The sequence below is a fragment of the Stenotrophomonas sp. STEN022 genome (assembly GCF_056760155.1).
The window spans coordinates 41561-55051 of sequence record NZ_JBRREG010000017.1 but is presented as its reverse complement, the minus strand read 5'-3'; the positions used below and the strand labels follow the sequence as shown (position 1 = coordinate 55051).

The window sequence follows — 13491 nt, the reverse complement described above, 5'->3', positions numbered from 1 at the left end:
CCCCCCCCCCCCCCCCCCCCCCCCCCCCCCCCACCCTCCACCCCCCCCCCCCCCCCCTCCCGCCCCCCCCCCCCCCCCCCCCCCCCCCCCCGCCCCGCCCGCCCCCCCCCCCCCCCCCCCCCCCCCCCCCCCCCCCCCCCACTACATGGGAGCAGCCCTACACCGCAGACCGGCCCGCTTTCGCCGGCCGCTCCGATGCTGCATTGCCTTGCGGCAAGCGCTTAGTGCTGGTGACCACCGTCGCCGTGCACGTGGCCGTGCTGCACTTCTTCTTCGCTGGCTTCACGCACTTCAACGATTTCCACGTCGAAATGCAGGTCCTTGCCAGCCATCGGGTGGTTCAGGTCGACGTCAACCACGGTCATGCCGACCTTCTCGACGGTGACCGCACGCGGGCCGAAGTTGGTCTGCAGGATCACCTGGGTGCCCGGGATCAGCGGGGTCTTGCCGAAGTGCTTCTTCGGCACGCGCTGGGTCATGCCCTCGCGGCGCTCGCCGTAAGCATCGGCCGACGTCACGTCGACGCCGAAGCTTTCGCCGGCTTCCTTGTCCATCATCGCCGCTTCCAGGCCCGGGATGATGTTGCCGTGGCCGATCAGGATGGCCAACGGATCACGGTCCTTGGAGCTTTCGATCGGCTCCTGGCCGACCTCGGAGACGGTGTAGTGGAAACGGACGACGCGGTCTTTTTCGATCTTCATGCGCAACTCTGATAAATGGCTGCCCGCTGGCAGACGTTGGGGCGGCTTGTCGGCCGCCGGGGACGCCGCCATGATGACGGCCTTCTAAGGTGGCGCATTATCCGGGCTCCATGCACATCACGCCAGTTCCCCGCTTCCGCTCGTGGCGCCTGCCGGCCACGCTCCTGACCGCCGCACTGCTGACCGCCTGCGGGCACAGCCCCCCGAAACGGGCCTCAGCACCCGATCCGGCCCGCAATTACTCGCCGGTCGCCCCTGCAGACCCCGCCGCGGCGGCCTCGGTGCTGATGCGGGCCCTGGGGCTGGTCGGCACCCCGTACCGCTACGGCGGCAACACTCCGGAGTCCGGTTTCGACTGCAGCGGCCTGGTCACTTACGTATATCGGGACATGCTGGCACTGAACCTGCCACGCACCTCGCGCGAACTGGCTGCCATCCAGGGACCAAAGATCGCTCCCGACCGTCTGACCGCCGGTGATCTGGTGTTCTTCGGCAACAAAGGCAACGTCTGGCACGTGGGAATCTATGTCGGTGAAGGCCGGTTTGTACACGCGCCCAGCACCGGCGGAACGGTTCGCCTCGACCACCTTGACGGAGCCTATTGGCGCGATCATTACACCGGTGCGAAGCGGGTATTGCGATAAAACGAGACTTTCACCACGAAAAATAACGGTTTATTAACGAAATTTGTACCTATCCACACGTTTCACAAGGCATGATCCCCCATCGACTTTTTCCAGTGACTGCCGCGTGACGACTGACAACACGTCCCATCCGAGCCAGCCCAAGATTGTTCCGCTCACCCTCCGCCGCCTGATCTGCGCCGCGGCACTGGCTCTGGCCAGCCTGCCAGCCCTCGCTCAGAGCGCCGATACCGCCCCGGCTGCCAAGCCCGCGGCGGCCAAAACCGAAGCACCGCGCAGCAAGGCTGACAGCGCTGCCACTGCAACCCTCGCCGCGCTGCTGCCGCATCTTGCCGCCAGCGACACCATTCCGCTGATGGACCGCTCGGCGATGTTTGCCGGCGATCTGAGCCGCCTGATTTCCGCCTACGACGCCTCCAAGGGTGTCTCCGCTGCCACCGAGGCAGCGCTGGCCAATGATTCCGATGGCAAGGTGCAGTCCATCCTGCGCCGCGCCATGACCCTGCTGGGCACTCCGTACCGCTGGGGCGGCACCTCGCCGGACGCCGGCTTTGATTGCAGCGGCCTGGTCGGTTACGTGTTCCGTACCGCCCTGGGTGTCGAGCTGCCGCGCGTATCGCGCGAAATGGCCAGCCAGGCCAATGCCGAACTGATCAATGACCGGGCGGCGCTGGCCGCTGGCGACCTGGTGTTCTTCGGTCGCAAGGGCCGCGTTGACCATGTAGGCATCTACGTAGGCGAGGGCCGCTTCCTGCATGCCCCGAGCACCGGCAAGGACGTCCGCACCGACACCCTGCTCACCGGCTACTGGGGTGACAAGTTCATGCAGGCCCGCCGCATGGCGCTGTAAGCGCCCTGCCGGCCACTACCTGCCAAGCCGCAACCTTTGGGTTGCGGCTTTTTTATTGCATGCCTTTTCAGATCACTCTCCTTGCACAAAAGTTAATACGAACAACACTTCTGCCGCCTGCAACAAAGTGCCAAATACGATTGCGCATGCGTGAATCACAGGTATATGGTGACGCCGAATGGAGGAGTGACCAGGCATGGCCGCGACATCTGTGTCAAGTACACGTTGTGTGATCTGGTTTGGAAATCCGGGGGCAAGGGAGAAAGTAATGCTGGCTGCGGATGGCTGGCAGGTACGGACGGTACTTCCCCAACAGCCCGCCGACATTGGCATGCGTGGCGGCGACACGGTGGTTGGCCTGATCGATTTCCGCACCAGCTCGGAAAGTGAGCTGGAGCGCATCGGCAAGCTCACCGCCGAGCATCACCATATGCCACTGTTTGCCATCACCCCGGCCACCGATGACATCGAGAACCTGCCGCGGCATCCCCTGCTTGCTGCTTGCCGCCAGCAGTTCCCACACCCACCGGATCTGAAGGAACTGCTGCGCGGGCTGCAGGGCCTGAGCAATGAAATACCTCACGCAGCCAGTGAAGACGTGCTGGATACCCTGCTCGGCGAGAGCGAGGTGATGCTGGTCATGCGTGCCACCCTGCGTAAATACGCGCCGGTGGATCTCCCCGTCCTGATCACCGGAGAAACCGGCACCGGCAAGGAGGTCGCCGCACATGCGCTGCACCGCCTGTCGGCACGCAATGGCAAGCCTTTCCAGGCCATCAACTGCGGTGCCATTCCTTCCACCCTTGTTCAGTCGGAACTGTTCGGTCATGAGCGTGGAGCCTTCACCGGTGCCACCGGCCGTCGCCAAGGCCTGTTTGAAACCGCACACACCGGCAGCGTGTTCCTGGATGAAGTCGGCGACCTGCCACTGGATGCGCAGACCAGCCTGTTGCGGGTATTGCAGGAAGGCACCATCGAACGGGTCGGCAGCAATCAGCCCATCCCGGTGGATGTACGCATCCTCGCCGCCACCCACGTGGATCTGGAACGTGCGGTGGAAGAAGGCCGCTTCCGTCGCGACCTTTATTACCGCCTGAACGTGCTGCGCCTGGCGATGCCGCCACTGCGCAAACGCGATGGCGACATCGAGCTGCTTTCCCGCCAGTTCCTCCGCAACTTCCGCACCCGCCACCCCACCCGCGCGCGCGGTTACACCACTGAAGCACGCCAGGCGATGGACCGCTTTCCCTGGCCCGGCAATGTCCGCGAACTGCTCAACCGCGTACAACGTGCGGCCATCACCGCCGAAGGCGAATTGATCAGCTGCGCCGATCTGGAGCTCAATCAGCCCGCGAATGGCGCCCAACTCAGCCAGGCACGCTGTCATGCCGAACGCGAAACCCTGCTGTCCTGCCTGCAACAAAGCCAATACAACATCAGCGCGTGCGCGCGATTGATGAAGGTCTCGCGGGTCACCATCTACCGGATGTGCCGCAAGCACCACCTGGAACTGGAAGCGCTGCGTTGATCGACTGAACGCAGCGCCTCCGCCCTTCATCCACGCTCATCCTGCACACATCGTCACAACATGTAAGGCACCTTGAACGCCAAGGTGAAATCCGGCGCATCCGGGGTCAGGCCAATGCCCAGCATGCTGACAAAAGTCGCCTTGGATGTCAGCGCATAGGTCACACCCAGATTGAGTGTGCCCGCGTTGCCATCACTGCCGATCACCTTCATCCACTTGCCGTTCTTGTAACGCGTACTGGCACGTGCACTCATGCGATCACTGAAGGAGATGCTCAGGCTGGTCCGCTCGTTGAATGCAAATGCCACACCCGCACCGAAGTAATACGAGTTACCCAGGTTCACCTCACCAGGATTGACCGTGTCCGGATTGGCATCGATGTCATCGAAACTGCGTTTGAACGAACGCACATAGCCGATGTTGCCGAACAGGATCGCCGGGTCCGCACTCTTCACCGCCGACAGGCCGATGTTCGCCTGCCAGAGACCGTTGCCGGTCGGCTGTTTCGACGGCACCGCGAAGCGGATGAAATCATCATCGTCGCGCTCGATCACCTTCCAATCCAGGCCATAGGGCTCGCGCCCCGTCGGCGCGGTGATACCGCCGGTCAGGACGGTTTCCGGGCGCCAGCCGCGCTCGCCAAACAGCTTGTAGTTGGCACTGACGGTGACATCGCCAATGCCGGTGCCATGGGTTTCCTCCTGCGCGATGGCAGCCGCTGAACCACCCGCACCGCCCTTCTGGTAGATCGTCTTGCGGGCAATGTAGGGCACATCCAGATTCAAGGTCAGGCGGGGATTTAGGCCCCAGCGTGCAGCAAAGTTGTAGGTGAGCGAATCGGACTCGACGTTTTCGATGGCGATGTTGCCGAGAAAGATCGCGTCCAACGCCAGGAAGCCATTGAGGGTCAGCTGCTTGCGGTCATAACGTGCGTAGGTGATGCTGTTTTCCAGCGTGAGCTTTTGATTGAACAGTGCCGATTGTTGCTGCTTCACATCGTCAACACTGCGCCGCGCCGCTTCCTTGGCCTGCTGCGCTTCAGCCGCACTACTGGCATAGCCCTCACCAGCAGGCGCTGCCGCTGCTGGCGGCGCCGTAGCAACCGGAGCAGTCGCTGCCTCGCCCGCGGGCTGCGGAGGGGGCGGCAACGCCTGTGCAGTCTTGCCACTGACCCGCGCCTGGATTGCCTGCACCTGCATGTCCAGCTCGCGCAGACGCCGCACTTCCTGGGCGTAGCTGGCTTTGAGCGCCTCCAGCTGTGCCACCAGTGCCCTTACGTCCTCTGCATCCTTACTGCCGGTTGTCGCCTCCTGCGCCATCACCCGTGGTGAAGCAACAGTCAGACTCACCAGCGCCGCCATCGCCAGTCGTTTCATTGTGTCGTTCCTCTACGTTGAACCAACCAATGCACGCGCCAGGCGCGTGCTCACTGCCCGCCTATCCCGCCAATCCCCCGATTGAGCGTGATGGCCTGTGCCACGTTCTGGGCCAACGGCAGGTTCCCCGCCATCGACTCCCTTACCAGATCGATCTGCAGCCGGTTACTGACCAACTGGCCATCGCTGGTCAACTGGACGCTTTGGCCAACACTGCCACTACGCAGCCACTGTTGCACCGCACCCTGTCCCTGGATGGTCAGCTGCAAGCGTGCCGCATTGCCGTCAAAGCTGGCTACAGCACTTGCGTCACCCGACTGTGCCGCCGCATTACCCGCTACCGAGCCGCTACTGCCCGGCACAATGCCATCGTTGCGTACATTCAGATGCATCACATTGCTGGCGCGGTTGCCGTCGCCGGCAATCTGCACACTCTGGCTGACACCTGCCACGTTGTTCAAACCACTGCCATCGATGCTGCGTCCGCTGGCATCAGGCAACGGCGCGTTGGCATCAGTGATGCTGACGATGGGTGTGAACGTCACCTTCGGTACGTTGCCACCTTTGCTGAAGTCCATGCCAAGCGTCATGGCGCCCTGCAGGCTCTGGCCAGTCGTGGTCTGCCAGGTCGAGACCATGGTCACCCCGAACCATGCCACCGCATTGCCACCCACGGTATAGCGACCACGCATCAGGTTGAGCTCCGGGTCGGGGATCTCGTGCAGGCCCTTGCCCGGCTTCTGTGGTGCCTCCGCGCCAAGCGCCGGCAGCGCGACACTCAGCGCCAAAGCCAGCAGGGCGAATTTGAATACGTTCATCACAACACTCCTTCAGAACAGGTCGGCATGGCTGAAGCCAAAATCGACCAGTTCCGCATCGGTAATGGGGTTGGCCCCTTGGCGTGCATACAGCGCGCGTGCACTGGGCCTCTCACTGGGTTGCAGCAGCACCGTATTGCGATCGAAGTCGCTGCCTATGACCACGAATACCGCGCGCGACGGCCAGGCTTCAAGAAACTCCGGCAACGGCACAACGCGGTTGCCGAGAATCGGATCAGCGACCTCGGCCATGCCATCACGTATCTGCTTGAGAACGACAAAGTGGCGAAAGCCACGTACATCCATCAACACCAGGCTTGGGACGCGCAGGTTCATCAGCCGCTCTTCATCAATCCGATAGCCGCGACCACGCATACCCAGGGATTCCACGTAACGCTTGATATCCAGCAACGAGAATCCGCGTTGCTTCACCAACTCCGGGTCGGCCACACCCATCATGCCCTCGATCACCGTCGCCTCGTCGGTGTTGAGGTGGTAGGCATGCTTGAGGATAGTCGCCAACGCCGCGGCACCGCAGCTGTAATCGGTCTGCTGCCGCACCAGGTTACGGAAGCGCCGTTCCTTCATGCTCTCGATCTTGCCGCTGTACAACGCACCATTGGGCAACACACTGCTGAACGCCACCTCGCCTGCATGCAGCAGGCCCGGCGACACACTCAACGCACAAGCCAACAGCAGCGAACGAGCAAACATGAGCGTAGTACCTCCAGAGCGCCGGAAGGTGGGAGCCCCCTCCCGGGGGAGGGGAATGGGGGCTCCCGGAACCCGGTCATTGGCGGATGGCCGGGTTTGTTACGCCAAGCCAGTGCGTCATCCACGCGGATGACGCATCCGGTTACGGCTCGTTACCGGTACCGCCACCACCACCGGTTGACGGCTGTGCAACCGCCAGCGCGAGGCTGTTGGCCTGCAGGTTGCCGGTGCCCGAGGACACGTTCACACCGATGTTGCCGGAAGCGTTGGAGAACGCCGAACCCGACAGACTGGCGGTATTGGTCGCATTGACCGCCACCCAGTCAACGGTGGTTACCTGGCCGCTCAGGCTGGCCGTCAGGTCAGCAGTTCCCATCTCGCTGAACTTGAGGTTGCCCTTCTCATCGGTATCCCATGCCATGCCCCCCACGCCCGGACGATTCGGGTTGGCGACGGCACCCTGGGTCTGGTTGTCCCAATCAGAGTGACCGGTCTGGTTTCCGGCCGGATGCGTGTCGCCACTCCAGTTGTCCGGATAGAAGTTGGTCTTCTGGTAGGAATTACCGGTGCCAGCGTACTCGCCAGTGCCGGTGCCCGTGGTGGTACCCGTCACCTTGCCGCTCAGGCTTACGTTGACGGTGCTGACCATGCGGTCGTAGTAGCCGTTGTTCTCGACCTTGTTGCCACTCGAACTCTGGTTCGAGCTGATGGTCGAGGTCGCATAGGCGCTGGTTGCAACCGAGGCAGCCAGAGCGTTCTTCTGCTCGTTGTTGTTGCCCGAGGTCACGTTGACGCCGATGTTGCCGGCTGCGCCGGAGAAGGCGTTGTCACCAATACCAGCCGCATTGGTCACGCCATGGTTCCAGGTCATGTTGTTCATGCCGGCTTGGTTCACGAACACTTCCGCGTCGGCCATGCCAAAGCTGAAGGACGCATCAGCAGCGGACAGTGCGGCAGCATTGTCCTGGGTGTTGTTGTCACCGGCAGCCACGTTGAAGCCGAGGTTGCCCGAGGCCTCGGAACCCACGTCATCGCCGATCGTTGCGGTGTTGTCCAGCAAGCCATTGCGGGCGTGGTTGTTCGAGACCGACTGACGGTTGTCAATGAGGGCAATCGCAGCCGAATCCAGATCGATGTTGCCGGTAATGGTCGGATCACCGGAGAAGTTCACGTCCGAGCTCAGACGGATATCCTTCTCGAGGTTCACATCAACACCGTGGTTGTTCTTTTCCTTGCGCTCGTCGGCCGAGATGTTCGAGGTCTTCTGCACATTCTCGGTTACGGTCGTGGTGGTTTCGGTGTTGGTACGCGTGTCGTTGTAGCGCAGGCGGGCTGCGGCATCCAACTTCAGATCAATGTCGGTATCGACGTTGGTATTGGTGTGCGTGCGCGTCTCATTCACGTTGTGCTGGTGATTGATGTTCGCGCTCGCGTTCTGGTCGTCCGCCGCATTGGCTGCCGCACTCATGGTGAATGCGGTAACCGCCATGGCGAGTACTGTCCATTTATTCGCTTTCATGGTGCCCTCTTCAGGTTTTCTGATGCATCGGGTGGATGGAGCTGTGCTCACGGGGTGCCCTGCACGGAGATGCTGAATCTGTTCTCCGTTGCATTGCCTGATCCCGCGATCTGATTGAGTTGCAGTACGCCGTCAAATCCGCGCAACGCGGATGCCTCCACACCTACCCGTCGGGTAGCACGTGGGTCGCTGACGATGGCCTGCCCCCCTGCCGACGCGAGCACTTCGGATGAAGTCATGGCCTCATCACTTGCCTCGCGTATGCCCTGTGCGGCCAGTGTCGCGGTGACGGAGTTCAACTCCGCATTGCCGCCGCCACTGGCCTGATTGATTGAAGCAATACCACCGGCCCCGGCCAGCGCATTGCCGCCGATGGTGGCCGTGGCCTGCATCGGTGAATCGAAAAGATTGGACTGGCGCTGCTGCAGGCTGCTGACACCGGCCGATGCCTGTTGGCCGTTGGCCATGCTGTGCAGGTTGGCCTGCAGGTTGAGATCACCCGCAGCCTGATTGATCTTGATCGAGCCATTGGCGCCAGCCATGGCTCCCCCTTCAATCCGCGTATCAGTGGAGAGATAGGACAGCATCCCGCTGTAGCTGTCAGTGCCCGACTGCGCGTTCGCGTAACCAGTTGCGGAAAGCGCTACTACAAGCAAGGCAGCAGAGCGGCGGACGATGGAGGTGTTCATTTGCCACCCGGCCCGGCCGGCTGGCCCAGTGGAAACTGTGCCAAGGCACCGCGCACCTGGTCGCCGATGCCGCGCGTCGCACCGCCCACAGCACCCATCGGTCCACCGATGGCACGTGACAACTGCCCTCCGGACAACATGCCGTCATCGCCAACTACGCGTCCCAAGGTCCCACCAACCATCCCGGTGGTTACCCTCTCGACCGTGGTCTGGCCGTGCCCAGCCAGCTGACTGCCAGCCATGCCCGAGCCCATTGCCGCATAGTCGTCATCACTGAGCTCGCTCATGCCACCGACCCCCAACGCAGAGCTCAGTTCCTTGCGCGGAGAGGGATCGGCAATCAAGGCCATGCCCGGCGGTGCCATGCGGTAGGCCGGCCGCGTGGATACATCACGCAGCAGCACGATCTCACCCGGTTGTGCCTTTACGCCCTGACGTGCGCCCGAAGCCATTGCGGCCTCACTGGCGACAGTACTGACCAGCAGCAATCCGATCAGGGCGGAATAACGATGTAGGGTCCAGCTGTCCATTGCGTCGTCCACTCGTACCAACGCGAGTGTTAGAGCAGCATCCGTGCCAAGCAATTATTACCTGCAAAAACAATTGGTTAATAACTCACCCTGGCAACTGCAGGTGTATCCATGTAACAGCAGTACGGCTATCAGATACGACGTAGGGCAGCACCGATGGAGCCGCAAAAGGCTGACGTGGTCTGGCTTTCACACCGCTGTATCAGCCTTGTTACAGACCAGTGTTACACCTGCTACAAGCAACAACCGTCGACATGAAAAAGGCCGGCAATGCCGGCCTTCTCCTTACCTCGCAGCAACAGCGTCACTAATCCAGATGGCGTCCATTCGCACCAGCGCCCATCGCCGGCGTACCCGCAGCGTCGTATACCTGCTGGTCAAGCAGGCCGGTTTCCTTGGCCACGATCACCGGTACAACCATCTGCCCGGTGACATTGGTCATGGTGCGCATCATGTCGAGAATACGGTCGATGGCGTACAGGTAACCAATCGCTTCCAGCGGCAGGTTGGCCGCGCTCAACACCACCGTCGCCATCACCACCGCAGTACCTGGCACGCCGGCCGTACCGAAGCTGCCCAGCACTGATGCGATCAGCACGATCACGTATTGTTCCGGCGTCAGTGGCACGCCCGTGTACTGGGCGATGAACACAGCACACAAGGCCGGGTAGATCGCCCCGCAGCCATCCATCTTGATGCTCGCCCCCAGCGGCACCGCGAACGAGGCGTAGTCCTTGTTGACGCCAAGGTTGTCACTGATCGAACGCATCGCCACTGGCATCGCTGCAAAGCTCGACGAGGCCACGAATGCCACCTGCATGCCCGGCGCCGCGCCGCGGAAGAACTTCCACGGGTTCAGACCATGGGCAAGCAGCAGGCTGCTGTAGACGATGACGATATGCAGCGCACAGGCAACATACAGCGCCAGCACGAAGTTACCCAGCGGCAGCAGCTTCTCGAAGCCGTAGCTGCCGACCAGCCCTGCGATCAGGCCGAAGGTACCCAGCGGCGTCATCTCCAGCACGAAGCGGGTCACCTGGATCATGATCTCGCTCATCTGGCCAACCAGCTTGCGTGCCTCGTTGACCTTCTCGCCCAGCTTGACCATCGCAAAGCCGAGCAGGCCAGCGAAGAAGATCACCGGCAGGATCGAGCCGCGGCCGGCCGCCAGCACCTGCTCACCGGCCGCATTGGCCTTGGTGCCGATACCCGCAAGCGCATAGAACACATTGGACGGCACCACATCCATCAGCACCTTGGCGATGGATGGCACGTCACGCGGCGTGTAGGCCGAATCCACCGCCAGCTTCAGGCCACCAGTGCCCGGCTGCATCACCGTACCGACCAGCAAGCCGATGCCCACCGCCAACGCAGCGGTAATGACGAACCACAGGAAGGTGCGGCCACTGAGCGCGGCCACCGACTTCTGCCCGTGCAGCGAGCCGATCGCGTTGATCACCGCGAAGAACACCAGCGGCACCGCGATCATCTTGATCAAGGTGACATAGAGCTCGCCCAACGGACCGAAAAAGGTCTCAGCCGCCGGTCCCAGCGCCCAGCCAGCCAGCGCGCCCAGCACGAAGCCGCCGACCACCCGCTGCCAGAAAGGGATCCGCAGCCAGGCAGAAACCACATTCATATCGTCAATCCGGAAAACAAATCGAAGGTTGCCACGATAGCGCAAGGCCTGGGCGAGCACGATGCCCACACAGAAAAGCTGCGTGTCATATGCATGCCTTCCACGCTTGACCATAATGGGGGTCTGTATTCATCCAGCGGTAACAACCCCGATGCAAAAAGCCTGTTTCCTGTCCGCCGCCCTGTCCACCCTGCTGCTCGGCGCCTGCGCCAGCACCGGCTCGCAGACCGGTCCGACCAACGCGCTCAGCGTTGACGTCCCCCAGATCAACCACCCGGACGGGGAAACGCCGCAGTGGTGGTACCGCGACGGTGCCGCCCGCGCCGCTGGCAATGGCGCAATGGCCGGCAAGGCCAAGAACGTCATCCTGTTCCTGGGCGACGGCATGAGCCTGACCACCGTGGCCGCCGCACGCATCCTCGAAGGCCAGCGCAAGGGCCAGCCAGGTGAAGAGAACCTGCTGTCCTGGGAGCGCTTCCCGGCCACTGCGTTCAGCAAGACCTACAACACCGACTCACAGACCCCCGACTCGGCCGGGACCATGACCGCCATCACCACCGGCGTGAAGAGTCATATGGGCGCCATCGGGGTCAGCGCCGGCAGCCGCAACAACTGCGCCGACAGCCTGCCCAAGGGCCTGCTGACCTGGCTGCAGCTGGCCGACAGCGCCGGCATGGCCACCGGCATCGTCTCGACCGCACGCCTGACCCACGCCACCCCGGCGGCAACCTACGCGCACTCGCCCGAACGCAACTGGGAGAACGACACCGACCTGCCGGAAGCGGCCAAGGCTGCCGGCTGCGTGGACATTGCCCAGCAGCTGATCTCCACCTCGCGCTACGGCCAGGGCCCACTGGTTGCACTGGGCGGCGGTCGCGGCCAGTTCACCACCATCAACGAGCAGGATCCGGAATACGCCGACAAGGTTGGTCTGCGCCTGGATGGCCGCAACCTGGTCGCCGAATGGCAGGCCAAGCACCCGCAGGGCGCCTACGTGTGGAATGCCGACCAGCTCAAGGCTGCCGCCAACGCGCCGGCCCTGTTCGGCCTGTTCGAGCCGGACCACATGCAATATGAGCAGGATCGCCCCAAGGACCGCGCCGGTGAGCCGTCGCTGGCAGAACTGACCCGCGCCGCCATCGCCAACCTATCCAAGCATCAGGAAGGCTTCGTGCTGATGGTCGAAGGCGCCCGCATCGACCACGCCAACCACAGCGGCAATGCGGCCCGCGCACTGGGCGACACCATCGCCATGTCGGATGCGGTCAAGGCTGCGGTGGAGGCCACGTCGGCCGAAGACACCTTGATCATCGTCACCGCCGACCACTCGCATACGCTGAACTTCGTCGGTTACCCGGCACGCGGCAACGCCATCCTCGGCAAGGTCAAGGACAAGGGCGGCGAAGACGGCATGGGCGCACTGGACCTGGCCCGCGACGGCATGGGCATGCCCTACACCACCCTGAGCTATGCCAATGGCCCGGGCTACACCGGTGCCAGCAACCAGCAGCCGGCCGGCCCGAAGCGGTTCCCGCACGGCCCGAGCAGCTTTGAAGCCGCCAACGGCCGCCCCGACCTTACCCATGTCGACACCGAGCACCCGGACTACATGCAGGAAGCGCTGGTGCCGTCCAAGAGCGAATCGCACGGCGGTGAAGACGTCGGCATCTGGGCACGCGGCCCCGGCAGCAAGGCGGTGCGCGGCACGATGGAACAGAACACCATCTACCACCTGATCGTGCAGTCCACCCCGCGCCTGCGTGAGCGTCTGTGCGCACTTGGCACCTGCGACGCGCAGGGCGTACCGGTCGAGCTGCCGCAGCCGGCCAAGTTCGAACGCAAGGCGCAGTGAGCCTGCTCCGGCAACGTGCCGGATGGCCAGTGGCAGCGATGCTGTCACTGGTCTCGCTGCCAGCGATCGCGCTGGCCGACGATGCCTGCTACCGGATGGACACCGATACGTTCAAGATTCTGGAAGGCTGCAAGCGGACCGGCGATGGCAGGCTGATCGTCGCCGAAACGGCACTGGCGCAGCTTGAGTACGATGCTGATGGGCTGACCGCGGTCAGTGCAGGGAAACAGCATTACTACCTGCGTCGCGATGGCCGCCATCTGCCGGTGATTACTTACGACAACGGCCCGGATGCCTTCGAAGAAGGCCTGACCCGTTCCATGGTCGACGGCCAGATCGGCTACTACGACCGTCAACTGCAACCGGCCTTTGCCGCCAGTTTCGACTGGGGCTGGCCGTTCAAGGACGGTGTTGCCGAGGTCTGCCAGGGCTGCGCACCAGGCAAACCCGACCCCGGCGGCCACACCGCCATCGAGGGCGGCAAGCATTACCGCATCGATCGCCACGGCAAGATCCTGCCCTGAGCCTGGTCTTGGGTGGATTCGTGGGAGCGGCGTCAGCCGCGAAGCTGGCAACAATGAAATCGCCAGCCCACCAGCAATCTGAGGGTCAATCTGCTTAGCGGCTCTCA

Annotated in this window: 12 protein-coding genes and 1 pseudogene; 5 read left to right on the top strand and 8 right to left on the bottom strand. The window is 62.9% G+C overall.

All coding sequences use genetic code 11. The annotated features are described in order from the left end of the window. Positions 1 to 221: 221 nt before the first annotated feature. Positions 222 to 701, bottom strand: coding sequence for an FKBP-type peptidyl-prolyl cis-trans isomerase (locus ACVOMF_RS05815; protein WP_282271251.1), 480 nt, complete (start codon positions 699 to 701; stop codon positions 222 to 224). 46 nt (positions 702 to 747) lie between these two features. On the opposite strand from ACVOMF_RS05815, the pseudogene ACVOMF_RS05810 reads away from it, so the two are divergent. The 3 genes and pseudogenes from ACVOMF_RS05810 (at position 748) to ACVOMF_RS05800 (ending at position 3723) form a co-directional block, all read left to right on the top strand. Continuing rightward, positions 748 to 1345: pseudogene (locus ACVOMF_RS05810) on the top strand (C40 family peptidase). 106 nt (positions 1346 to 1451) lie between these two features. After that, positions 1452 to 2195, top strand: coding sequence for a C40 family peptidase (locus ACVOMF_RS05805; protein WP_481508416.1), 744 nt, complete (start codon positions 1452 to 1454; stop codon positions 2193 to 2195). A gap of 196 nt (positions 2196 to 2391) precedes the next feature. Further along, positions 2392 to 3723, top strand: a complete 1332-nt coding sequence (locus ACVOMF_RS05800) for a sigma-54 interaction domain-containing protein (RefSeq protein WP_481508415.1) — start codon at positions 2392 to 2394, stop codon at positions 3721 to 3723. A 53-nt stretch (positions 3724 to 3776) separates the two neighbouring features. Here the strand turns inward: ACVOMF_RS05800 and ACVOMF_RS05795 are convergent, their stop codons facing one another. The 7 genes from ACVOMF_RS05795 to ACVOMF_RS05765 all read right to left on the bottom strand — a co-directional run bounded on the left by ACVOMF_RS05795 (position 3777) and on the right by ACVOMF_RS05765 (position 11008). Beyond that, positions 3777 to 5099: a transporter gene (locus ACVOMF_RS05795; protein ID WP_481508414.1), complete on the bottom strand. Its 1323-nt coding sequence runs from the start codon at positions 5097 to 5099 to the stop codon at positions 3777 to 3779. Between the two features lie 50 nt (positions 5100 to 5149). Next, on the bottom strand, positions 5150 to 5917 hold the full coding sequence (locus ACVOMF_RS05790) for a hypothetical protein (RefSeq protein ID WP_481508413.1): 768 nt from the start codon (positions 5915 to 5917) through the stop codon (positions 5150 to 5152). 12 nt (positions 5918 to 5929) lie between these two features. Continuing rightward, positions 5930 to 6631, bottom strand: coding sequence for a C39 family peptidase (locus ACVOMF_RS05785; protein WP_481508412.1), 702 nt, complete (start codon positions 6629 to 6631; stop codon positions 5930 to 5932). 142 nt (positions 6632 to 6773) lie between these two features. Then, the gene (locus ACVOMF_RS05780; RefSeq protein WP_481508411.1) at positions 6774 to 8150 is read right to left on the bottom strand and encodes an adhesin; all 1377 of its coding nucleotides are present in this window, start codon (positions 8148 to 8150) and stop codon (positions 6774 to 6776) included. A gap of 47 nt (positions 8151 to 8197) precedes the next feature. Then, entirely contained in the window at positions 8198 to 8839 is a 642-nt protein-coding gene (locus ACVOMF_RS05775) for a hypothetical protein (protein WP_481508410.1), read from the bottom strand. Then, positions 8836 to 9369, bottom strand: coding sequence for a hypothetical protein (locus ACVOMF_RS05770; protein ID WP_481508409.1), 534 nt, complete (start codon positions 9367 to 9369; stop codon positions 8836 to 8838). Before ACVOMF_RS05770 ends, ACVOMF_RS05775 begins: the two co-directional genes overlap by 4 nt. A gap of 307 nt (positions 9370 to 9676) precedes the next feature. Beyond that, entirely contained in the window at positions 9677 to 11008 is a 1332-nt protein-coding gene (locus ACVOMF_RS05765; RefSeq protein WP_481508408.1) for a dicarboxylate/amino acid:cation symporter, read from the bottom strand. A gap of 151 nt (positions 11009 to 11159) precedes the next feature. On the opposite strand from ACVOMF_RS05765, the gene ACVOMF_RS05760 reads away from it, so the two are divergent. Next, on the top strand, positions 11160 to 12860 hold the full coding sequence (locus ACVOMF_RS05760) for an alkaline phosphatase (protein WP_481508407.1): 1701 nt from the start codon (positions 11160 to 11162) through the stop codon (positions 12858 to 12860). A gap of 38 nt (positions 12861 to 12898) precedes the next feature. Then, positions 12899 to 13384, top strand: coding sequence for a WG repeat-containing protein (locus tag ACVOMF_RS05755; RefSeq protein ID WP_481508420.1), 486 nt, complete (start codon positions 12899 to 12901; stop codon positions 13382 to 13384). Positions 13385 to 13491: the final 107 nt, after the last annotated feature.